Origin of the sequence: Shewanella marinintestina (assembly GCF_023283845.1) — a bacterium.
Lineage (GTDB): Bacteria > Pseudomonadota > Gammaproteobacteria > Enterobacterales > Shewanellaceae > Shewanella > Shewanella marinintestina.
The window spans coordinates 25,148-50,995 of the sequence record NZ_JAKILC010000004.1 but is presented as its reverse complement, the minus strand read 5'-3'; the positions used below and the strand labels follow the sequence as shown (position 1 = coordinate 50,995).

Here is a 25,848-nt window from a genome sequence, read left to right as displayed (position 1 = left end):
ATGACTGATAGCACCATGATTCATCCAGAAAGCCCGGCTCGATTCACAACAGAACAGTCTGCGAGTACTGAATTAAAAACCATTTTAATCGTCCTATTGCAGCAACTTGGTCTATATGCTCAAGCCACAAATCTAATTAGTGATAAAGCGATTACGAGTATTGATACAGCTCAACTTGCAGGATTACTTAAGAAACACCATCTGAACTTTTCTGTCTATAAACTGCATCAAAGCGCACTATCTCAATCTATCCACCCTTTTATTGTGGTACCTGATTGTGAACCGGCCTTTTTGGCACGCAGACATGGCGAAGTAATTGAGCGGCTTGATAGTTCCAGTAATCAATGGCAACAAATAGCTTACGCTGAGCTGCCAAAATCGAGCCATATCTTTGTGATTGAGTCACTACCCAGTAGCAAACAAAATGCACGCGCTTTTGCAGCCCACATGAGCAAGAGAACCAAGTGGTACCGACCCGTGTTTTGGTTAAGTTTACTGTCGAGTATTACAGGCCTTGCCGTGCCACTATTCACTATGGCCGTTTACGATAAGGTTATCGGCGGCCAAGCCCCTAACGTATTACCAAGCATTGCCCTTGGCGCAGCGCTAGCGCTAGCGGTATTAATCTCGAGTCGACTAGCCCGAGCCAACCTGCTCGCTACCGTCAGTAATCGATTTGCCCGAGACTTATCAGATATCACCTTCAGGCGCTTGCTTAGCATGCCATTAATGGTGCTATCACGAGTAGGTGTGTCTAATCATATTGCACGAATGCGCAATGCAGAAAAAGTGCGAACGTTATTGTCAGGTCCTGGTGGTGCTGGCTTAGTGGATCTCCCCTTTACCCTTATTGCCTTTGTCACTATTGCGCTATTAAGTGACTGGTTAGTCTTGGTGCCGATAGTGATGTTATTGCTGTTTTATTTTGTTATGAAGGCAGTCAATAAATATGCCCAGTCAGCCTCGCCAACAATCAGTAATGATTACCAAAACTCAATAAACGAGCTCGCTAAAAACTTACTCCAGCTAAAAACCAGTGGTGATACCGAGGGCTGGAATACTAAATTTGCCCGACAATGCAAAGAAAACTGCCGGCAAAACTTTTTATACGCCAAACGTAATGGCCTTAATGCGGCCGTGGCCCACGCGATGAGTCTATTAACCGCACTAGTGACGGTTTTCACAGGTATTTTCTTAGTATTAAATCAAAGTATTAGTCCGGGGGCCTTAATTGCGTGTGTGATGCTTATTTGGCGTATTACCGGCCCAGCACAATTAGCCTTTTCTTCCAGTCAAAAGATCACCATGATGGATTCGGCAATTAAGCAGTTTGATCGCTTTATGCAAGCTGGTACCGAGCATAGCGAATTACGCTTGGATACTCCCGCTACAGATCGCGCTCCGACGATTAGCTTCCAGCATGTAACCTTGCGCTATAGCGCCGAAACAGAACCAGCTCTCACTGGCGTATCGGTGGATATTGCTCCTGGTGAAAATGTTGCCATTATCGGCCCTAATGCCTGTGGCAAAACATCTATGTTACTCGCGGCAATGGGCGTTGCAGAAGCGCAAGCTGGCTACATCACAGTCAATGAGAAAAACCTTAAACAGTACGACCCTGAATCCTTTAGGTTATGGGCAGCCTTTTGCCCTGCAGAACCCGATCTGTTTCCGGGAAGCCTAGCTGAAAACTTAAGGATAGCTAAACCCGATGCTAGCGATGAAGAACTGATTAACGCACTTACCGCAGCGGGAGGTCGCTCGCTATTTACAGCGCTCAATAATGACCTAGATATCGACCTATTTAATCGCGGCCATACATTATTATCAGCAGTAGAAGGCAGTTATATCAGCTTAGCTCGGGCTCTGTTAAAACAATCAACTCTTATCATCTTAGATGAGCCCATTGCCAACCGTAACCCTGCAGCTAAAGCGGCACTACTTAATACCTTTAACGAATTAAAGGGCCAAGCTACCGTGCTATTTACCAGTCACGATCAAGAGCTGATTCAACAGGCTGACAAGGTCGTGATCCTTGATAAAGGCGCTGTTGTTTACGCTGGTCCTATTCCCGACAAAAATCAATCTCAAGCTGCTGGCTCACAAGAGGAAAACTCACATGGATAATCGTCAACTGGCAAATAGAGTCTACCCAGCGCATGAGTTTACCGATGCGATTGAGGCGCCCACTGAGCGTAAATTTATTAAGCGAGTTATATTGTTAATTACCGGTTCAGTCCTCGTCATGCTGCTTTGGTCCATCTTTACTCAGGTAGAGGAGATCTCAAAATCTAAGGGGCAAGTTGTGCCTTTAGGCCATAGGCAAGTCATACAAAGCCAAACCGGTGGCACTATTGCCTCGGTCATCGTAGAAGAAGGCGATGTTGTAAAAAAAGGCGATGTTCTCGCAAGTTTTGTCGCCATTGATAGCCAATCAGCAGAAGAGGAATTAGCCAGTAAACGAGCTAACTTACTCCTAAGAATTGAGCGTTACGATGCCTATATTGATGAGCGTGATGCCGACTTTAGTGAATTCCTCGAGGTATATCCGCAATTAGTTAAACTACATCGCTCATCGTTAAAGCGTATGAATGAAGAGCGCCTAGCTATGGCAAGCCTTTCTGAGTCTGACATTGCCAAATCACAAGCCGAACTGAATGGTTTAAAAGCAGAAATAGAACCGCTTAGCGACCAAATCAACACCGCGAAACAAACATTAAAAATGATGAATTCAGTAACAGAAGAGCAAGCTGTCTCTAAGTTACGTATTTTAGAATCGCAACAGAAACTCGACTCTTACATGCGTGAGTTAAAAAGCATGGAGAGTAAGCAGCAGGTACTCGCAAAAAATGTGGTTAACCTGGAGCGACAGCTCAACCAAAAACAGGCCACTTTAGTCAAAGAAGTCGGAGAAAAACGCACCGAAGCTCAAGCAGAACTGTTAGGAATTATTGCCAGATTAAAATCTTCAGGATCGCTGGTTTCACAAAATACCATCACTGCGCCAGTTGACGGCATTATCCAATCAATTCCATCAACTTCATCAGGCAGTGTTATTCAGCCAGGCGGAACGGTGGCAGTCATTGTGCCTATGACTAAAACCGGATTAATGGAAGCAAAACTATCACCTAGGGATATTGGCTTTGTAAGGGTTGGCCAACCAGTGCGCATCAAAATTGATGCTTTTGATTACAGCCGTTACGGCGCTTTAGATGGCGTAGTTAAGCGTATTTCCCCTAGCACCGACGCCGATGAAAAAGGTGGTGTGTTTTATAAAGTGCAAATCGCAATCGATAAGCCTTACTTCTCTGATAAACCGGGACAATTTGACCTGATCCCAGGAATGACGGGGGAAGCCGATATAGTCACTGGCGATAAAACTGTTTTTCAGTATCTTTGGAAGCCTGTATTTACCAACGTAACAGAAGCTTTTGGTGAGCGATAAAGAGGACGTAAACAATGAGCCATGATGATAACAAGCATGATAGTAAACATAGTTCTGCCTCTGAATCGCACAGCAATTCTGCTAGTAATCTTAATAACAAAGATAGAGATAACAACCTTGAAAGCGAACAGAGTAAACGTGATAAAACATCAAAAAATAAAGCCAAGCAGCTCGATAAAGATGTAGCGCGTCTGCAAGCTAAAGAATTAAGAGATTCAGCAAACACCACTAACATAGGCAATAAAGATTTGGTTGCCGATAAGTCATGGTCCAGTCAATCGACGGCCTCAACAGATGCGCTTGATGGTTCTAGTACCGCGAATGTCATAGATCCAGCGGAAAATCTTAAACAAGGCAATCAGGCGTTAACGGCTCTCGACAACAGTAGCACTGCAGCAGAAACAAGCAGTGTTACTGAGCCCGAAAATGCTGCAGAAACTCAAACCTCGCCTACAGAGCAAACCGCTGCCAATAAAGCTGCACGACCAACGGGATCGAGCGAAACAACAGGCTTGGGTTCAGGGGCTAATTTCCACTATCAAAACGCCCAAGCGCCAGCACTCACAAACTTAGAACAAGCACTGACGCTTAGTGGCAATGAATATCAGCAACCGCATTTTACTGTTACCTTAAAACTGCATCATTCTCAGCCGACAACTAGCACGCCGTCACACACACCCGATATTTTACCAAGTACCACGGCAACAACTGCGCCCTTACCTACAGGTACTGGCACAGGTACTGGCACAGGTACTGGCACAGGTACTGGTACTGGCACAGGCACAGGTACTGGCACAAGTACAGGTACTGGTACTGGCACTGGCACTGGCACTGGCACTGGCACTGGCACTGGCACTGGCACTGGCACTGGCACTGGCACTGGCACTGGCACTGGCACTGGCACTGGCACTGGCACTGGCACTAATGAAAAGCCATTAACTATCGATGGTCAACAACAAATTCAACAAGTTAAAGAGGATTCGTCTGTCGATACCGCTCAAGGAACATTAGTGGCTCATGGCGATAATAGCCAATCGATTACTTGGTCAAGCCATCAAACCCAAGGCCAATTTGGCGAACTCATTCTTGACGGAAAAACGGGGCAGTGGCACTACAGTCTCAACAATGCCTTAAACTCAACAAACTCGTTATCTGCAGGAGAGCAACAGACTGAACAGTTTGTTGTTACCGCGACAGATACTGAAGGCCATCAAGTTAACAGTGTTATTGCTGTTGCTATTGAAGGAAGTAATGATCTGCCCGCTATTTCAGGTATTCATCATGCGTCGTTAAATGAAATGGGCAGCATCGATAGCGCTTCTGGTCAGTTACTTGCTACTGATCCTGATCACAATGACACAGCAGCTTGGAGTGTAACCCAGAGCCAAGGCCAATTTGGCCAACTCGTTATCGACGCACAAACAGGCCAATGGAATTATCAACTTGATAATCAATCAGCTAATACCCAAGCACTAAATGAAGGTGATAAAGCCTCAGAGCAATTTATTGTCAAGGTTACCGACAGCTCAGGGCAAAGCGTGAGTCAGCTTGTCACTATCGATATTACAGGCAGTAACCAAACTGCACAGCTCCAAGGCGTTAACAGCTCAACTGTCACTGAGGACAAGAACTTAGATAATTTGGGTTCATTGCATGCTAGCGGGCAGCTAAGCATCACCGATCCTGATGCAGGCCAAGCCCAGTTCAATGCGGAGTCATTGCAAGGCCTGTTCGGCACGTTATCAATCAACAATCTTGGTCACTGGACTTATACTGCAGATAACTCACAGGCCAACATTCAAGGCCTTAAAACGGGTGAGTCGCTCACTGATACAGTATTGGTGCACTCAGTCGATGGTACTGAGCAAAAGATTACAGTAACCATCAATGGCACTGATGATAAAGCAGTGATCGCAGGGACCTCGACGGCAAATCTTACCGAAGATAAAGACGTTCATTCAGGGCAACTTCGTGTTGATGGCGCACTCAGCGTCACCGATTTAGACAATGGCCAAGCCCAGTTCAGTGCTGAGTCACTGCAAGGTCAATTCGGCACGTTATCAATCAACAATCTTGGTCACTGGACTTATACTGCCGATAACTCGCAGGCCAATATTCAAGGGCTAAAAACGGGTGAATCGCTCACCGACACCCTGCTAGTGCACTCCGTTGATGGCACTGAGCAAAAGATCACTGTCACGATTAATGGCACTGATGATAAAGCACATATCTCGTCCACAAGCAGTGCGGGCACATCAACCGCCTCTCTGACAGAAGATAAAAGTGTTCATTCAGGGCAACTTCGTGTTGATGGCGCACTCAGCGTCACCGATTTAGACAATGGCCAAGCGCAGTTCAGTGCGGAGTCATTGCAAGGTCAATTCGGCACGCTATCAATCAACAATCTTGGTCACTGGACTTATACTGCCGACAACTCGCAGGCCAGTATTCAAGGGCTAAAAACGGGTGAGTCACTCACTGATACCCTACTGGTACACTCTATCGATGGTACCGAACAGAAGATTAGTGTAACCATTAACGGCACTGACGATAAGGCTGTGATTTCTGGCACCAGTACTGCAACCCTCACCGAAGATAAAGATGTTCATTCAGGACAACTTCGTGTCGATGGCGCACTCAACGTCATCGATGCCGATAACGGCCAAGCGCAATTCAGTGCGGAGTCACTACAAGGTCAATTCGGCACGCTATCAATCAACAATCTTGGTCACTGGACTTATACTGCCGATAACTCGCAGGCTAGTATTCAAGGGCTAAAAACGGGTGAGTCACTCACTGATACAGTATTGGTGCATTCCGTTGATGGTACCGAGCAAAAAATTACCGTAACCATCAATGGCACTGATGATAAAGCAGTGATCGCGGGGACCTCGACGGCAAATCTTACCGAAGATAAAGACGTTCATGGCAGCCAACTGAGAGTCGATGGTGCACTTAACGTCCTTGATACCGATAACGGTCAAGCGCAATTCACTGCTGAGTCACTGCAAGGCCAATTCGGCACGCTATCAATCAACAATCTTGGTCACTGGACTTATACTGCCGATAACTCGCAGGCTAGTATTCAAGGGCTAAAAACGGGTGAGTCACTCACTGATACAGTATTGGTGCACTCCGTCGATGGTACTGAGCAAAAGATTACCGTAACCATCAATGGCACTGATGATAAAGCACATATCTCGTCCACAAGCAGTGCAGGCACATCAACCGCCTCTCTGACAGAAGATAAAGGTGTTCATTCAGGGCAACTTCGTGTTGATGGCGCACTCAGCGTCACCGATTTAGACAATGGTCAAGCGCAATTCACTGCTGAGTCACTACAAGGTCAATTCGGCACGCTATCAATCAACAATCTTGGTTACTGGACTTATACTGCAGATAACTCGCAGGCCAGTATTCAAGGGCTAAAAACGGGTGAGTCACTCACTGATACAGTATTGGTGCACTCCGTCGATGGTACTGAGCAAAAGATTACCGTAACCATCAATGGCACTGATGATAAAGCACATATCTCGTCCACAAGCAGTGCGGGCACATCAACCGCCTCTCTGACAGAAGATAAAGGTGTTCATTCAGGACAACTTCGTGTTGATGGCGCACTCAGCGTTACCGATTTAGACAATGGCCAAGCGCAGTTCAGTGCGGAGTCATTGCAAGGTCAATTCGGCACGCTATCAATCAACAATCTTGGTCACTGGACTTATACGGCAGATAACTCGCAGGCCAGTATTCAAGGCCTTAAGACAGGTGAATCGCTCACTGATACAGTATTGGTGCATTCTATTGATGGTACCGAGCAAAAGATTACCGTAACCATCAATGGCACTGATGATAAAGCAGTGTTCGCAGGGACCTCGACGGCAAATATTACCGAAGATAAAGGTGTTTATTCAGGGCAACTTCGTGTTGATGGCGCACTCAGCGTCACCGATTTAGACAATGGCCAAGCGCAGTTCAGTGCGGAGTCACTACAAGGTCAATTCGGCACGCTATCAATCAACAATCTTGGTCACTGGACTTATACTGCCGATAACTCGCAGGCCAGCATTCAAGGCCTGAAGACAGGTGAATCGCTCACCGACACCCTGCTGGTTCACTCAGTTGACGGTACCGAGCAGAAAATCACGGTGACCATTAACGGCAGTGACGACAAGGCTGTGATTTCTGGCACCAGTACTGCAACCCTCACCGAAGATAAAGATGTTCATTCAGGGCAACTTCGTGTCGATGGCGCACTCAGCGTCACCGATTTAGACAATGGCCAAGCGCAATTCACTGCTGAGTCACTACAAGGTCAATTCGGCACGCTATCAATCAACAATCTTGGTCATTGGACTTATACTGCCGATAACTCGCAGGCCAGTATTCAAGGGCTTAAAACGGGTGAGTCACTCACCGATACCCTACTGGTACACTCTATTGATGGTACCGAACAGAAGATTAGTGTAACCATTAACGGCACTGACGATAAGGCGGTGATTAGCGACGCTCAAGCAAACCTTGACGCTAGAGGTGTCACCGAAGATCGTGGTTATATCGATACACACTATAACCTGCACTATGATGGTAAGTTAAATATTCAAGATCCTGATAAAGGTGAAGGCTCGTTTGACCCCAATATCGGGTCGCAAACTTACCAAGGCATAGGTTACGACACCAAGCTAGGTGGGCACATACTGCTAATGCGGGATGGCCACTACACTTACACCTTAGATAATCGCAATATTCAGAATCTCGCCGCAGGAGAGACCAAACAAGATTCAGCGGTTATTCGCTCTGCCGATGGTACAACCCACACCATAGAGCTCACGGTACACGGAACCAATGATAAGCCAACGATTGCGGCACAATCGCATACAGTTGTTGAAGGCGGCACTCTATTACAGGGACAGATGGTCGGCCAAGATATTGATACGGGTGCGCAACTTCATTACTCAGCCCCAAGAATCGATGGGCTTATATTTAACTCTGATGGAAGCTATAGCTTTGACCCTAGTCATGCAAGTTATCAGTCTCTAGCCGCAGGGGCGACAAAAACGCTCACGATTCCTGTCACCGTAAAAGATGAACACAATGCCAGCAGTACTCAAGATCTGACAATTACAATCACTGGCGTAAACAATTCCGCTTCAATAACAGGTGTTAGTACAGGAGATGTGCATGAAGGCCACTATTACACCGCTGCTGATGGCAGTATTTCTGGCGGCAGTGTTGATGATCGCTCACCTGACCACAAGCACGGAAACATAGGGAAACTGTGGAACGATGAAATCCATACTGACGGCCACCTAGCAATCGTTGATGCAGATACGGGGGAAAGCCATGCCCAAACAGGCACTTATTACGGCACTCACGGTCATGTGATACTTCAAGATAACGGAGACTGGAGCTACTACGTTTCCATCGGCCAAGATGCAACAGGGAGAGCGATTGATCATCTGGGGCAAGGTGAGTCATTAACTGATACTGTCACCGTAAAGTCAGCAGATGGCACCACACACGATATTATTATTACTATTCATGGTGATAATGACCGCCCTTATTGCTCTTCAGAAGTACAACTTAACAGTGGCAAAGAAGACCTAGCCCAAACCTTATCAGCTGCAGAGCTATTAGCAAACACAGTAGACGTGGATGCCAACGATGCAGGTAAACTCACCATTAGCAATCTGCATGTTGATCACGGTTCAATTCAAGATAACCAAGATGGTACCTACACCTTTACACCAGAAAAAGACTACAACGGCCAAGTCCATTTTAGTTATGACGTAAAAGATGCCCATGGAGGTATTACCCACACTGGCGCCATCAGCACACTAACAGCAGTAGCAGATAGCGCCACTTTCAGCGGTAACGATAGTGACTCAATAAAAGAAGATCGACATGTTCAGGGAGATGCAGATCAAAGTGTTGCAGTTTCAGGGGTATTAAATGTTACTGATCCAGATGCAAATGAAAGTGAATTTGTTGCTAGTCGCAATGTTCATGCAGTGAGTGATCCGTTCGGTGGTAACTTGAGCATTGGCCGCGCGGGTGATTGGACATACTCAGTGCCAAATGCCAATTTAAATCATCTCGCGGAGGGGGAAACGGTACAAGTCACTTATCAAGTTCGTTCAAGAGGCGGTGATACCCACAACATTACCATTGATGTAGTCGGAACCAACGATGCGCCAACCATTAACGTGCAAACTCTTGCCCACGGCACTGAAGATGTTCATTACCAAATGCAGGCCAGTCAGTTTGGATTTGCTGATGTGGATAGCAAAGATACGCTACATTCTATTTCGATAACAGACTTACCCGATCCCGCTCAAGGTCTATTTGTACTCGATGGCCAAGCAATTCATGCCAATCAAGTCATTGCTACAGGCGACATCAGCAAACTACAATTTGTACCCGCACATAACTTTAATGGCGATGTTAACTTCTCCTACACAGTTAACGACGGCCGTGCTGATTCAGCCAAAGTGACTAATACTCTGCATATAACTCCTGTCAATGATGCAGCCAACATTGATGGACAAACACAGTCCACAGTCAGTGCTTCAATTACTGAAGATTCAGCCACCAGCACAATTTCGGGCCAATTAACGTTAGTGGATCCTGATACTGGCGAAGACAAATTTGCAGCCAATACCCTATTCAATGGTCAATATGGTCAGCTCGCAGTTGATGAAGATGGCAGCTGGCATTACGCACTCAATAACGCCTCCCCCCTTGTGAATATGTTGAACGCAGGGCAGCAATTAACAGACTCGATAACGGTTACCTCGCCCGATGGCACAGCTAGTAAGACTATTGCAATTACCATTAACGGTCATAGCGACACCCCGACCCTGCAACTGCAAGAGGCGGGCGCAACCCAAGGGTTAGATCTTTATGCCGGTATTCAAGGTAACCAAATTAGCCAGTTGCAATACTCTACAGACGGCGTCAATTTTACTAGCCAAATACCAGCGGGCTTTAGCTTAGCTGCCGATGGACACACACTCGAAGTTGATCCCGCCCATTCAAGTTACGATCATTTAGCCAATGGCGCCCAGCACAAAATCTGGGTCAATTACCAGCTACAAGAAGGCAGTGGCAGTCACGCACACCTCTCTAGCCAACAGGCACAAGTGGTTATCAGCGGCACCAGTGATAAACCGGTTATTCATAGTTTCAGTGCCAACTCAGATCAATATAGCGGCCCTGTCAGTGGTAACTTACTTCAAGGTGCAACTGACATAGATGATGGCTCTGCGCTTATTCTGCAAGATGTGCAGTTTCAAGATCCGCAAACCCATCATTACATTACGGTTCATACGGGCCAAGATGTGTCGATCACAGGTGTTGGTCAAATCCATATTGCCAGCAATGGTGACTATCAATTTACCCCAGATGCTAACTTTAGTGGCGACGTACCGGAATTCATTTATCGGATAGTGGATACCCATGGTGACTATCAGGACGAGAGCCAAAACACCTTAAATATTCATATCAATGCCAACCACCAGCCGAGTGTGCAAAACCTAAGGGCCAGCACAAACGAGGACACAGACTTTCAGTTTTCCGTTGCTAGTTTTGGTTACCAAGATAGCGATCATGATCCCCTAGCTCACCTCACTATTACTCAGTTACCCGACCCAACTGCCGGTAGCTTGATGTTAAATGGCCAAATTGTTACTCAAGGGCAAACGATCAGTTCCAGCGACATAGGCGCACTAACCTTTAAACCTGCGAGCAATTTTAATGGTGATGCTCACTTTAGTTACACGGTAAACGATGGGCACCAAGACTCTGCGCCCCACAGTGCCACCCTGAATGTTACGGCGGTAAACGACTTACCAACGCTGACAATCCACCAAACCAGCCATACACAAGGTAGTTTAGTGGCAACCGATGTTGATACTGGCGATATCCTGACGTTTAGTGCGCCATTAACCACAGGTGCCTTTGGTAGCTTAAGCGTCGATACGCAAACAGGAGCTTACTTGTATACGCCGAATCATTCTGTGGCACATATGAGCTATAACAGCGCAACTGCGACCTACTCAGGTATCGATATTTTTGAGGTACAGGTTAGCGATAACCACGGCGGCGTTACCAGCCAATTTATCAGCTTCAACCCTCAAGCAACGGTATCCAACACCTCAACTGGCAATATTGTAATAACCAGCACAATCCCGAATCAGCCAATAATTACTAGCCAGCTCCCCACGGGTCATATAGTGGCAACACCGCCAACCAATCATGTCAGTATTGATCTCAATGCAAGCAGTGATACTGGCAGCAGCGATAATGACAACTTAACCTCGGATACCACACCAGATATTAGCGGCCATACCGATATTCCTTTCTCTAAAGTAACGATTTATGACGGCAATAATCCTGTAGGCCACGCGATATCTGATACTAACGGCAATTTCACCGCCACCTTGGCAACGCTAACAGACGGCAGCCACAGCTTGTCTGCCAAAGCGCTTGCCCCTTCATCGGTATTACCAGTTGTATCACCTGTACTTGATATCAATATCGATAGCAGTACTGCAACGCCAACAATTGATTTAGCCACTCACTCAGATTCAGGGGCTTCAAATACAGATAACCTCACCAACATCCACAGTCCGATTTTTACTGGTATTGCTGAGGCCAATGCCAGTATCAATGTTACTGATGAGCACGGTAACATCCTGGCTTCCGGCAACAGTAATGCCAATGGCCAGTATCAATTTAACACCAATAAACTTAGCGAAGGCCTACATACGCTAAGCATAGTGGCAACCGATAACGCAGGTAATCAAAGCCGAGAACAACTTGCAATTGAGGTCGACTACAGCGCGCCAACAATCAGCAAAGTAAACCTCAAAACAGAAACCACTCATCAACCCACCTTCAGTGGTACTGTAAGTTTAGATACCGCTAAGGTTGATATTGTTATCAAGCAAGGTAGCCATATTATCGAGACTTTGCACGCGACTTTAGACGGCAAAGGTGGCTACAGTGTTGATGCAACGAACCTACCCGATGGCGCTTATACCGCCTTTATTCAAGCAACCGATAACGCTGGTAACCAAACACCATCAGGATACACTGGCAATTACGATCATTTCTCGGTAGATACACACGCTAACCCCCCCAGCATTACTTTCGAAAGTGCTGGTGGCGATAATATCTACAATGCCGCTGAAGTTGCTGCGGGCGCAGCCCATACCATCACAGCAAGTATTCACCTGCCCAGTGATGCCTCTTCATCAAGCTCCTTAGTCATTAATGGTGTCGCTCATAGCATTACCAACGCTGAGTTTCTTGCTGGTCAGGTCGATATTGAAGTTGCTCCTGCAGCCACTATCACCGCAAGTATGGTCGACTCGGTCGGCAACCACTCTAATCTAACCAGTGCCGTGGCACCGAGTGCCGATATCATTGTTGCGAAACTCGGCCTCAGCTTGACCCAAGATAGCGGCCAATCGGGGGACTTAATTACCAACGACGGTGCATTAACCATTAGTGGCCAAGAGGCTGGGGCAACGCTTGAATATTCAACTGACAATGGCACACATTGGAGTCAAAGTTTTACCCCTATTGCAGGCACCAACACAGTAACAGTGCGGCAAACCGACAGTGCTGGTAACGTATCTGCTAGCACATCAATGAGCTTTACCTTAGACAACCAGGTCAATGCCCCCACTGTTGCGCTGCGTAACGATACCAGTGGCGAGTTCAATCCGAGTGCAGACCTGATCACCAGAGATCCGCGGCTATCCATTCAAAGTGAAGCAGGCGCTAAGATTGAATATTCCACAGATAGTGGCCACAGCTGGAGTACGGTGTTTAATCCAAGTGAAGGGGTAAATAATTTACTCGTCAGGCAAACAGACATTGCAGGCAATCAGTCTGCTGCGACGCATTTTAGTTTCACCTTAGACACCACCCCAGGTACAGTTTCGGTTAACCCAATTTCAGCAGATAATGCACTGAATGCGCTAGAGAATAACCAACCGTTAGTGATCACAGGAACGACCTCCAATATCGCAGCAGGAGATCGAGTCTACATTGACTTTGGCAACAACCACTTCCGCGAAGCGAGTATACACAGTGACGGCACATGGAGCTTAACAGTCAGTGCAGGCGATCATCAAAGGTACTTCAGCGCCGATGGCAACCACCCGATCAAAATCGGTTCAGTGGATCTTGCCGGCAACGCAACCCCTGAGATCTCAACCAACTTGATTGTTGATACCCAAAGGCCTATTCCACATATCAGCGTAGATGGTGTCACTGCCGACAACGTTATTAACTTGGCTGAATCGGCACAAAACATTGATATAACGGGTACGGTGAGTGGTGATTTCAATGTTGGCGATATAGTGAGCTTAAGTATCAATGGCGCCACAATAAGTAGTTTAACTGCCGTAGTTGATGCCAGTGGTCATTACAGCATTTCTGTTCCGGCTCAAACCTTAATCAATCCAAATATTCATAACAGCGCAGTTAACGGGCAATCACCCGTTCATTCGATTGAAGCCACCGTTATCACCACAGACAGTGCTGGCAATCTAGGTTCAGCCACTACTGGCACCCAAGCGTTTGCTATCGATACCCAAGCAAGTGCCGCTATCATCATTAACCCAATTACCGCCGATAATGTAATTAATGCTCATGAGAGCCAAACCAATATTGATATCACTGGTAGCGTCACAGGCGATTATCATACTGGTGACACAGTGACACTCACTCTTAATGGCAATCAATACAGTGGCCAAGTCAATCAGCAAGGACACTACAGTATAGCCGTTGCTGGCAGCGAATTAGCCTCAAAATCATCTATATCAGCCTCTGTCACCACCACTGATAACGTAAGAAATACCGCTCATGCAACCCAAACTTTGCACTATGATACCGACACTCAAGTAGGAAGGCCGAGTATTAGCTTCGAATCTCCTGGTAGCGACAATCTTTATAGTAAAACTGAAATTGCTCAAGGACATGCTGGAACCATTACCGCGACAGTGCATGCTGCGGCAGATGCCAAGATGGGAGAACACTTAAACATTAACGGAGTTGACCACATACTCGATGCAAGCAGCTTAGTCCACGGAATTCAGCTCGAAGTCACACCTAGTAGCATAGTCAAAGCCATAATGACTGATGAGCACGGCAATGTGAACTCTGCCTTAAGCATGGCTGCAAGTGCGAAACCAGATCCAATCGTTGTCACAGCACCACCAGGCAGTCACCACATTGGTGCTTCATTAGGCGTACCAACAGTTATTCCCGGTCAAACTCCTGTACCTATAGCTGAACAAGGCTGGAAAATCTTAGTCAACGGCCATTATCAAACCTCTTATACCAGTCAATGGGGCACCCTAACGATTGACCCTAAGACTGGACAATTAAGTTATCAAGAACATGGAAATACCCATACAGGACCTCATGGTAGTGCTCAGAATGTTGGCGTGCATGAAGACAGGTTTGAAGTCGCCTTGCAGGGCTCACATCACGACGATGTGGTCATGCATGTTCAGGTCAGCATCTTGAGCCATGGTCCTGGCCACAGTGGCAAGCTCACTTTAGGCTCTGAAGTGCTTGATATGACGGTCACTCCCGTCATTGGTCATCAAGCACCTCCTCCGCCTCCACCGGCCCCAGTCATGCATGATGAACCAATAGACTCTGCGCGAACAGTCAGTGTCGATGATTTGATTGTTGTAGATGATACAGCTTCATATCGAGAGGATACGCCTGATAGCTCCAGCCAGCTTGATCAAGAAAATACTCTGCAAGACAATGAGCTCAATACAACCCCGCAAGCAGACAGCAGCGCATACACCGAGGCGCATAATGATACAGACCAACAGAGCCTTGACGAGTTACAGCCTATAGCCAGTAATCAAGCATGCGCGCCAATAGACCACTATCTCAACATGGTGGGCGTTGCTCACCAAGATATCGAGCCCTCTATTGACAAACCTGCAACCGAAGAGCTTGCGCTCGAAGTGCTAAACAGCAGTGATATCAATGTAGATATGTTAGATGTGACTCAGGCAGATGCTTTTGAAAACCCACTTCTCGATGACGAACATAAACACCAAACGCTCGACTTAACAACACTCGATGACAACATAGATAATACTCACCACGATCAGGTTAGTGATGATGACTTGTTGCATCAGGCACTAAACGATATGCATAACCAACTTTAAAAAAGCAGGGAAATGATAGCTAGCTCATTGTAAAGTATAAAGTTTGCTCTATTTATACTTTACAATCTACTAGCAAAATAGATCTCGTCAAATTCAGTTATTACGAATATTAGACCAATTGACCATTTAAAATAAAAGCGGGAGCCAACTTGTCTCAACTCGATTGGACTATTGCCGTCTTAACAGCATTTTGCTCCCCATTTTCGGCATTAAAACTGGCATCATTCTTGCGATAGTTAAAGCGTTCTTTTCCCACGGCAAGCTATATGAGATGTAAGACCAATAAATTTGATAGTGTTAACCAGTATTCAGGAGAGTTTAGCGGCGCTTTTGCCGATCTAGGTACCTTTCTTCCCCTCGCGCTAGGTTTAATCGCCCTTAATCATTTCTCCCCACAAGGGATATTTATGGGCTTTGGTCTATTTGCCCTATTTACCGCGTTCTATTATCGCCGCCCTATTCCTGTGCAACCGATGAAGGTGATCACCGCTTTAGTGATTGCGCAAGGGTTAACTCCAGGCATGTTACAAGCCAGTGGCATGTTAATGGGGCTAATTTTACTTGTGCTGGCCTACAGCGGCGCCATTACTTGGATGGCCAAGCAGTTATCCCCCGCCATCAGCATCGGTATTCAATTAGCCATTGGTTTGCAGCTTATTTGGATGGGCGGTCAGATGATGAGTCAAACTTGGCTTGTGGGTCTTATTGCTTTCATTGCGTTATTTGCCAGTAAGTTCTTGCCGATGCGTTATTTAACGATGCCATTAGTCATTGTGTTGGGTATAGTTTGGCAACTTAATAGCGGCACAGCACCTAGCTTTGATCTATCAGTATCAACCCCTTGGCAATTTATTTGGCCAAGCCTTGATGAATGGACCTCAGCGGCAGGCTTATTAGTGCTACCGCAACTCGCGCTAACACTAACCAATGCCGTTATTGCCACCTCAGCCATGGCAAAACAGAAGTTCCCAGAAGATGGTGATGCGGCCTTTGCCCCTAAGCGCTTTGCCACCAGCTCAGGCTGGGCTAATTTATTGCTAGCACCTTTTGGCGCTACCGCTATGTGTCACGGTGCGGGCGGCCTTGCTGTGCAGCATCACTTTGGCGCGCGAACTTGGCTAGCGCCAACAATTTTCGGTAGCAGTTGCTTACTGATAGCTGCGTTCTGGGGGCAAGGTATCGCAGGCGTGCTATCACTTATCCCGCTGGCCGTTTTAGGTAGTTTACTGGCCATTGCGGGTACGCAATTAGCATGGTCACAGCGATTTATCGATGGTAAACCTTTCTGTATTTTTGTGATTTTATCAACGGCAGCGATTTGCTTACTGGTTAATACCGCTGCTGGTTTAGCAACAGGCATAGTGCTTGAAATGGGCCGACGTCAATGGCTAACTTACTCTGATCTTAAGTCATAACAGCTAGTTAAAATGATAATGGTGTAAGACTAGTACATACGTAATTTATTGACGTTTATACTAGTCTTACCTACTCACTTCCCGTCATACCTTTAACACCAAATTCGCCACTAACCCGGTGCAGCCATAGATTAAGCTTTAAATTTCTAAACTAATATTTATCGCCTGTTATCTACTGACGAATAAAACTAATCTAGATAGTTGGAGTAATCCGTGTATCCCGCAGCCCCACCACCAAAAAGTGGCCCTTTATCAAAGTCAGCCAACGGTAGCTGTTGTTGCAATCGACTAGGCAAATCTGGATTTGCAATAAATGCGCGCCCAAAGGCAACTAAATCAGCATATCCATTAGCCATCATTTCTTCAGCACGAATAACATCATAACGCCCAGCCACAATAATCGTACCACTATAAGCTTTACGTAAGGCTATACGAAACGACTCGGGAATTTGCGGTGCATCGTCCCAATCAGCTTCTGAAAGGTGAATATAGCCGACACCGAGCTTTTCTAGCTCCTGAGATGCTAGTAAAATAGTTTCTACAATTTCAGGACAAGCCATATCTTTAAAAGTAACAAAAGGTGCTAAACGCACTCCGACTCTATCAGCGCCTATTTTGGCACTTACCGCCCGGACTGTTTCGATTAAAAATCGCACTCTTTTAGCGGGAGTTCCCCCATAAGCATCAACTCTGTGGTTTGAATTTGTTCGTAAAAACTGATCGATTAAATAGCCATTTCCACCATGGATCTCAACCCCGTCAAAACCAGCATCTACTGAATTTTTTGCAGCATTAGCAAAATCATTAACAACTCTGTCGATATCTGCTTGAGTCATTTCCCTAGGTATAGAGCATTCAACCATTTGTCCGTCGGGATGCTGCTCATCCACCAACCAAACTCGCGTATCTGTAGGCTTAATCGCTGACGGTGCCATAGGTGCTTGTCCTTGTTGAAATACCGGATGCGATACTCGGCCTACATGCCAAAGCTGATTAAAGATTGTTCCACCAGCCTGATGCACTGCATCAGTCACTAATTGCCAGCCAGCCTGTTGCTCCGATGTATAAACACCAGGAGTAAAAGAGTAGCCTTGGCTATCGTCAGAAATCTGTGTTGCCTCAGTGATGATTAACCCTGCTGACGCTCTTTGAGCGTAATATGTTGCCATCATAGCATTTGGGATATTACCCGGTTGCGTAGTTCGAGAACGGGTCATTGGTGCCATTACCATACGATTTCTTAGGTGTAAGGCGTGTTTTTGATACGGGGAAAAAAGGCTCATACTAACTCCTGTAGCTGACTAAAAATGGGAAAGGCGTATTGTTGGGATTGATCTATTGTTTGCAGCTCCAACACCCATCCCCCCATACGCAAGAAAACTTGCACAACATCGCTATCCGGGACTTGGTGAATTCTATATGGCAGCGATTTTTGCTGCAGTTTATCGGTTAACTCTTTCAAGTTCATATCAACACCAAAGGCGATGTGGCCTATGGCTTCCGCTTCGATATCGTTTGCTTCAACAACATGGATAAGCGCTTGCTCGCTCTGATAGAGCCAGTGCCCATTAAAAGGGAAATTAGGACGTTCGCCGACATTAAGTCCTAAAACATCAATGAATAATGACGTACATTGGTTACCTGCTGGTGCCAATATATTGAGATGATTAAACGTAATAGCCATCGCCTCTATTGCTCCAATTGAAAACATAAATCGAGCTTACGCCTGTTAACAAGTTTTGATAATTAGGCTAATATTAAAATCATTTTCAAAAAATATTTGATATGTATCATCTCAATGACCTACAGCTAGCTATTCGTATCGCTGACCTAAAAAGCGTTTCAGCCGCAGGACGCGAACAAGGCATGACACCCGCTGCTGCCAGCGCAGCATTGCAAAGGCTAGAAAAGAAAATAGATTGCTTGTTATTTGCGAGATCAACGCGGCAAATGACTCTTACTGAAGAGGGGCAACTATTTATAGATTCAGGTCGCCAAGCATTAACTCTGCTAAACAATGCCAGCAATGCACTTGCGGATAATCGCGGCGAACTACAAGGAGAACTAAGAATAGCGCTGCCGTCAGATCTTGGGCGTAATATCATACGCCCTTGGTTAGATGAATTTTCACTGCGTGCACCGGAGTTAAACATCAGCCTCTATTTCGGCGACCAGATGACAGATCTGATTAGTCAAAACGTCCATTTGGCTGTGAGATATGGTCAACTAGAAGACTCAGGCCTTATGCGCAGGCAATTAGCGATGATGCCAAGAGTCGCCGTTGCTGCGCCTAGCTATATTCAGCAGTATGGACAACCACACCAGCCCAAAGAGCTGGTTAACCATAAGACTTTAATCTTAAATAGAGGCGGCCAACCTTGGAGTAAATGGCCGTTTTCGAGCCAAGATACAGATTATCATGTCGAGCTTATTGGATGTAAAAGCAGTAATGATGGCGCTGTCATAAAAGATTGGGCGCTAGCAGGGAAAGGAATTGCTTTTAAAAGTTGGTTTGATGTGGCTAAAGAAATACATCAAGGCAAACTCAAACGACTCTTTACTGAGCAAGCCTCAACTAAAATACCTTTACAAATAGTGTACTTACAAACAGATTACCCAAGCCATAAAGTCAGGGCTGTGATCGATTTTCTTAAGGAAAAATGTCAGCAATTTACCCAGCAATATCCACTAATCTAGTAACTTGTACAAATGCGCTAGGCTGTTACCAACCGATAGAGCAAGGTTGTTTAGCGCAAGCCGTTATCCAGCTAGACGTTGCTTTCGCTTAAGCATGTCTTGATCAGCTCTATCTAGTAAATTGGTTATGTCGATATTGCTATCAACAATCGTGGCACCGATTGAAACAGAAAAATCCGGTAAAGATAACGCCTCACGCTGAACCGAAAAAGCAGCGCTAAGCTCCTGTTTTACCAACAGCAATGCTTGCTCATCTTCAATTGCGATCAAAGCGACGAACTCATCACCACCTAAACGCCCAATGACATCGGCCTCGCGAGTATGGTCTGTTAGTACTTTAGCAACCGTCTTTAACACTGCATCACCAATGCCATGTCCATATTGATCATTTATATGTTTAAACTGATCGACATCCAGATAAAGCATCCCTAATAAGCTTGATGTGCGAGTCGCAAACTCAATTCTTTGCTGCGCTAATACATCAAAACCCCGACGGTTATAGACCTCACATAAAGGATCAGTTATTGCCAATTGCTGCAATTGAACATAACTACCAAGCAAAGCTAAATCAGATTCTAGCAAGTCCTTTAACTGAGTAATTAATTCAAGATAAGTGGCTTCATAATTCGTAGCCTGGTAATCCATCACGCAAAACGTGCCGAAAGGGGTACCACATGGCCAAAAAACAGGAACCCCAAGATACGAGCGAAAACCATCATTATGCACTTCAGGGTTAGTATCCCAGCAAGGATCTAAAGGGGCATTTCCAACATAAAGGGGCTTACCTGTATCGACTATTTTGCGGCAAAAAATATTAACTTCAGGCTCAATGATTACCCCCGCCGGATAAGGATTCGAGACTTGCTGACTTGCAAGGGTCACCTGGAACCCTGCCGTGGTGTATTGCACAAGAAAACCTGCTGGCGCATTAAAAATCTTAGCCAATAGGTTTACTGTTTTCTGCCACTTATCAACCGAAATAAGATCATTAGGGTTATCGAGCAAAAAAGAGTCGGTAGCAAATACAGTTTTATTTTCCATAGTCAAACGGCCATCCCAATATTGGTGCCAATGTACACAGTATAACTTTAGTTCATTAGATTTCGGCAGCCAAACACTGTTTAAGCCTATACTCTCCTTAAAAAGCTACACTATATTTTCTGCGACATTAGATTCATCTTAACTTACTAGACACTCGGTTCTCGATGATCAGCAGTAGGCTTTTTCAATAATTTACGTTGTAAAGTACGTCTGTGCATTCCTAGCTGCCTTGCGGTAGCAGACACATTGCCGTTATTAGCGGTAAGAACTTGTTGTATATGCTCCCATTCTAACCGCTTAGGCGATAACGGTTCCTCTGTTAATGTTTCTATCTCATAGTCAAACTGCGTCACTGACAACGCACTGAGCAAGGTCTGGGTATCAACAGGTTTAGCCAAGTAATTATCAGCTCCAAGACGAATAGCCTCTACTGCAGTGGCAATGCTCGCATATCCAGTTAACAGCACCATAGTGACATCGGGCAATAACTGCCTTAGCGGCGAGATTAATTTCAAACCATTCTCTTGCTCTAATTTCATATCAAGCAGTACATGCGTCGGCCTAAACTGCCTAGCGATTAATAAACCTTGAGTCGCATCATGGCACTGCTGGCATTCAAAGCCTTGCTTGATCATCCGCCGAGTCAAAACGCTCGCTAAAGCGATATCATCTTCGATGATTAATAACTTCTTTGCTGTGGTAGTCGTCATTATGCAGCTCCAACTTGGGAGGCAGATACAGACTCACTGACTGGGAAACAGACTTTAGCAATCGTCCCACCTTCGTTAGCACTGCTCAGTAATAACTGACCACCTAAACGTTCGAAACTGGCATTACTTAACAGGAGTGCCATCCCCATACCACGCTCACTTTCAACCAACTTATGGCCTAACTGCAACTGCATCTCTTTTGGGATCCCTGCGCCAAAATCTTTTACCGAAATACACAAGCGGTGACTGCCAGCATCAACCTTTACCGACACCAATACTCGCGACTCGCCACTGTGAGCCAAACTAGCACTGCCGGCATTTTCAATTAAGGCTAATAAGGCAGGCAATAAACTTGCATCGGTTTGGATCATTCGCTCATTTTCAGACTCATCAATCTCATGGGCTAAACTCAACTCTAAATTGATTTCAGGCATGAGCAGCAACACTTGCTGCTTAATCGTCGCCGCGAGTTGCTCGGCACTCATTAAGGCTTTTCTTTGTTGGCGAATAGATTCTGTTGCCATGCGCAAAGAGTTAAGCGTTTGCTCACAGCGCACCAATGCAGTATCCATCTCGTGCAGTACTTGCTGCTCACTTACCGCATCCTCAACGGCTTCATCGACCAATAAACGCAAGCTAGCTAATGGTGTTGCGAGTTGATGTGCCATTTGCGCCGATGCAGTTCCTAGCGCAATTAACCGCTCTTGGCGTAATTGTGCCTCACGCATATAACCCAGCTCGACTTCTTGCTTGCGCATACGCTGCGCGATATAGGCCACACTGGTAGTCAGTACTAATGACGAGATTAAGAAGTTAAACCACATGCCTAGATAGTGAGAACTCATGTCCATGCCATGGTGTTTCATCTGGCTTTCAGGCACGGAGAAAATCATCAGGCTATAAGCTAATGTCGATATCAATGCTAAGACCCAAGGCGCCCATGTTGGCAATACAACCGCAGCGATTGCCGTTGGCAACAACAACAGCGAGATAAAAGCGTTCGTTGCCCCGCCGGTGAAATATAGCCAAGAGATCCAAAATAGGGTGTCGAGCAAGAGTACGATAAATAAACCTGAGCCTAACCGTGCGATAGCGCTACGATGCCAAAAGGTAAAACCTAAATACAAGGCTTCTAAGCTCATGCCCCAATACAACACTGGGCTCGTTAATGACAAACCAAAGGTGTCTGCCGCAAAAAATGTCAGACCAATTTTTAATAACAGCCCAGCAAATCTTAATAGGGCCAACTGATCGACTGCACCAAGATTGCGGATGAGTAAATTTTTAACGCGCAGGTTTAGCATGAGAAGGTTTTCTTAATCTATTGTTATTGATTTTAAACATTAATATTTAGCATTAACCTTGGCGTTCGTCGATTTGCTTTAGCCATTGTTGAACAACGACCGACTGCTGTAATGCTTTGGTTATGCCGCTTGCAAAAGGTAGCGTGCTTTTAATCCCTAAACTCATAAGTCGCTCACAGCTTAAGGTGCAGTCTTTAGGGCGTTTAGCGCTATCTGTGGGGGAAGTCACAGGCTGTAGGTGCTCAGTCGATACATTCAGCACTTTAGCCATCTGCAATAACATCTGGTATTTAGTCATGGTTTGCGCTGCACTAAAGTGGTAATACCCTGTAATCGGCTCGCCAGCCAGTTGCAGATTGAGTAATTTCTCTATCGCTAATGCAATGTCTTCAGTCGAAGTAGGGCTTCTTATTGCCCAGTCATCCACAGGTAAAGTCGCTGGTTTGACGACGCTCGACTTGAAGCCATCTTGCAGACTTTGCAGCAATACCGTTACAGCAGACTCATCTAGGGTTTGCACCTCACCGTAAAGAATAGGTAAGCGTAGTACTGCAAATTGCGCAGCGACTTCGCCAATGATCTTTTCACCCAGTAACTTAGATTCACCGTAAAAATTAACCGGATTAGTGGCTGCTTTCTCAGTGTATTTAGGCTGCGTGCCGTCAAACACATAGTCGGTAGAGATATACAGTAACCAAGCGCTATTATCGCGCGCGGCTTGGGCTAAAGTACGAGTGGCATCCGCGTTAAGCGCCAATGCAGCTTGTGGATCTTGCTCTGAAATATCAGGTCTGCGTTCGGCAGCGCAATGCACAATCACTTCAGGTTGATGCAGAGCAATAAAATCTGTTACTTGCTGATTCTGGGTTAAATCAACTTGAAACTCCCCCTCGCCAACACGACTATAACCACACGCAATAACTTGGTGTACATTAACTTGTTGCAATTGCTTTACCAACGCACGCCCTAATAAGCCTGTCGCGCCAGTAACCATGATTTTCGCCATAACAGCTGCTCCCTTGTGCAAAACTTTGCCATCTAGCTTAAGGGCTTTTCATCTTCTAAGCACTGGTTTACTCTTGATAAAGATAACTTTTTGCTAAAGAACTGATTTATGCCAGCAGCTAAACCTATTCCACACATCATTGCAGGGCCCACTTTACGTCATTGCGATGAGCAACACTTTACCCTGTGGTTTGTTTGCCGTGAGCGCTTATCTTGTTTACGTTTGGCGATATTAGGTGCTGATTTTGACCGAGAGTTAAATGCTAGCGAAATCCACTGCATCCCCCTTGGCCTGCATGCATATCAGTATTTAATTCGCGTCTCAGAAGCGGCGCTGTTAGCTAAAGATACCCCACTCACGTATGAGCTGTTCGAGTCCAATTCTGAGCGTTCGCTGTTCGCCGATGTAGATGAACTCAGTTATCCACAACGGTCTTCAGGCGAATTTATCGTCAAACCGCACATCGACAAGTTATTACATGGCTCATGCCGTAACGCCCACCATCACAGTAGCGATGCCTTAGTGGCTGCCGATACACAGCTAGCAAGCTGTACCGATATAAACCAACGTCCAGCATTACTAATGATGAGTGGCGACCAAGTTTATGTCGATGATATTGCGGGGCCTATGCTGTATGCCATTGGCGAAGTGATTAAGTTACTTGGTCTACAGCAAGAGCAGTTTGTGGATGCGCCAATTACAGATTCAACTCAGATAAATTATCAACCTGAGGCCATGTATAAGCGCCACCTCCATCTGCTGCCAAAGACCCAATATAAAGCTAAGACAGCGATTACGCGTTGGTATATCAACCATCCTATTTTTACCTCGTCATTGGCTGAGAATCATTTAATTAGCCTCAATGAATTAATGGCGCTATATCTGCTTTATTGGTCACCAGAGCTATGGGAGTTAATCGACATACCTAAAGAGGTCCCCGGGCTTAGCGCGGCGCATAACCAAAGGTGGCAACGCGAATGGACCCATCTGTTAGCATTTAAAGCAGGGCTCAAGCAAGTACGCCGCTTAATGGCGCATGTACCGACTTATATGATTTTTGATGATCATGACGTCACCGATGATTGGAATCTCACCGCAAGGTGGGAGTTAGCAGCGTATCAGCATGCGTTTTCAAAACGCATCATAGGTAATGCTTTAATTGCCTATACGGTATTTCAAGGTTTGGGCAACGCCCCTGCTCGCTTTGATAGCGAAATTACCCCAGATTTGGATGCATTCTTTGCAACCCCAAACCCAGCAGCGCAAGATGCCTTGATAGAAAAATTATTGGCGTTTGAACATTGGCATTACAGCTTGCAAACCACGCCAAAACTGCTGGTGCTAGATACTCGTACCCGTCGCTGGCGTAGCGAGTCTAACTTAGGTAAGCCGTCTGGATTAATGGACTGGGAAGCGCTGATGGAGTTTCAGGCAGAACTCGTTAACCAGCCCAATGTGATTATTGTATCTGCAGCACCAATGTATGGCGTCAAACTGATTGAAACCGTACAACGAATGGCAACCTTATGCGGCGGCTCGTTATTAGTGGACGCCGAGAACTGGATGGCACACCCTGGCACGGCAAATACGCTACTGAGTATTTTCCAGCATAGAAAAACACCTGAGCAATTTATTATTTTGTCCGGCGATGTGCACTATTCATTTAGCTACGATGTCAGTATTCGTTTTCGTCATGGCGGGCCGCAGATCTATCAAATTACTTGTAGTGGCTTTAAAAACCAGTTCCCAGAAAAGCTATTACCAGTTTTTGATAAGCTAAACGGTTGGCTTTACGGCCATTTTTCACCGCTTAACTTCTTCACCAAGCGTAAACGCATGTCGATCAGAGGTCGCCGCCCTAATGGCGAACGCAGTAAACGCCTAGTCAATAAAAGCGGCATTGGCATTGTAGAAATTGCCCCAAGCGGCGCGCCGACTAAAGTTGCGGTACTGCATGGTGATATGACTGAAACTGAGTTTTTACCGCCAAGACATTAGATCATAGGCCTAGGAAAAGCAGA

General features: G+C 45.8%; 12 protein-coding genes. 6 read left to right on the top strand and 6 right to left on the bottom strand.

Annotation, left to right across the window (positions count from 1 at the left end; all coding sequences use genetic code 11):
* From L2747_RS05620 to L2747_RS05605, 4 genes are all read left to right on the top strand, one after another.
* Positions 1–2,127 carry a peptidase domain-containing ABC transporter gene (locus L2747_RS05620; RefSeq protein WP_248998109.1) on the top strand — a complete coding sequence of 709 codons (2,127 nt, stop codon included), beginning with the start codon at positions 1–3 and terminating at the stop codon, positions 2,125–2,127.
* Positions 2,120–3,445 carry an HlyD family type I secretion periplasmic adaptor subunit gene (locus L2747_RS05615; RefSeq protein WP_248998108.1) on the top strand — a complete coding sequence of 442 codons (1,326 nt, stop codon included), beginning with the start codon at positions 2,120–2,122 and terminating at the stop codon, positions 3,443–3,445. The genes L2747_RS05620 and L2747_RS05615 overlap by 8 nt, the downstream gene beginning before the upstream one ends.
* 14 nt (positions 3,446–3,459) lie before the next feature.
* Complete coding sequence (locus L2747_RS05610; RefSeq protein WP_248998107.1) at positions 3,460–15,654, top strand: VCBS domain-containing protein; 12,195 nt, start codon at positions 3,460–3,462, stop codon at positions 15,652–15,654.
* Between the two features lie 266 nt (positions 15,655–15,920).
* Positions 15,921–17,069, top strand: coding sequence for a putative sulfate/molybdate transporter (locus tag L2747_RS05605; RefSeq protein ID WP_248998106.1), 1,149 nt, complete (start codon positions 15,921–15,923; stop codon positions 17,067–17,069).
* Positions 17,070–17,257: 188 nt separating this feature from the next.
* On the opposite strand, the gene L2747_RS05600 is transcribed toward L2747_RS05605, so the two are convergent.
* Both L2747_RS05600 and L2747_RS05595 read right to left on the bottom strand, forming a co-directional pair.
* Entirely contained in the window at positions 17,258–18,352 is a 1,095-nt protein-coding gene (locus L2747_RS05600) for an alkene reductase (RefSeq protein WP_248998105.1), read from the bottom strand.
* Positions 18,349–18,780 (bottom strand): VOC family protein, encoded by a 432-nt coding sequence (locus L2747_RS05595; protein ID WP_248998104.1) that lies wholly within the window; start codon positions 18,778–18,780, stop codon positions 18,349–18,351. The genes L2747_RS05600 and L2747_RS05595 overlap by 4 nt, the downstream gene beginning before the upstream one ends.
* 74 nt (positions 18,781–18,854) lie before the next feature.
* Between L2747_RS05595 and L2747_RS05590 the strand changes: the two genes are divergently transcribed.
* Positions 18,855–19,766 (top strand): LysR family transcriptional regulator, encoded by a 912-nt coding sequence (locus tag L2747_RS05590; protein WP_248998103.1) that lies wholly within the window; start codon positions 18,855–18,857, stop codon positions 19,764–19,766.
* A gap of 63 nt (positions 19,767–19,829) precedes the next feature.
* On the opposite strand, the gene L2747_RS05585 is transcribed toward L2747_RS05590, so the two are convergent.
* From L2747_RS05585 to L2747_RS05570, 4 genes are all read right to left on the bottom strand, one after another.
* The gene (locus L2747_RS05585; RefSeq protein WP_248998102.1) at positions 19,830–20,807 is read right to left on the bottom strand and encodes a sensor domain-containing diguanylate cyclase; all 978 of its coding nucleotides are present in this window, start codon (positions 20,805–20,807) and stop codon (positions 19,830–19,832) included.
* A gap of 146 nt (positions 20,808–20,953) precedes the next feature.
* Entirely contained in the window at positions 20,954–21,517 is a 564-nt protein-coding gene (locus L2747_RS05580; protein WP_248998101.1) for a response regulator transcription factor, read from the bottom strand.
* Positions 21,517–22,821, bottom strand: a complete 1,305-nt coding sequence (locus L2747_RS05575) for a sensor histidine kinase (protein ID WP_248998100.1) — start codon at positions 22,819–22,821, stop codon at positions 21,517–21,519. Before L2747_RS05575 ends, L2747_RS05580 begins: the two co-directional genes overlap by 1 nt.
* Positions 22,822–22,873: 52 nt before the next feature.
* Positions 22,874–23,827, bottom strand: a complete 954-nt coding sequence (locus tag L2747_RS05570) for a dTDP-4-dehydrorhamnose reductase family protein (RefSeq protein WP_248998099.1) — start codon at positions 23,825–23,827, stop codon at positions 22,874–22,876.
* 108 nt (positions 23,828–23,935) lie between these two features.
* Between L2747_RS05570 and L2747_RS05565 the strand changes: the two genes are divergently transcribed.
* Positions 23,936–25,825, top strand: coding sequence for an alkaline phosphatase D family protein (locus tag L2747_RS05565; protein WP_248998098.1), 1,890 nt, complete (start codon positions 23,936–23,938; stop codon positions 25,823–25,825).
* Positions 25,826–25,848 lie beyond the last annotated feature (23 nt).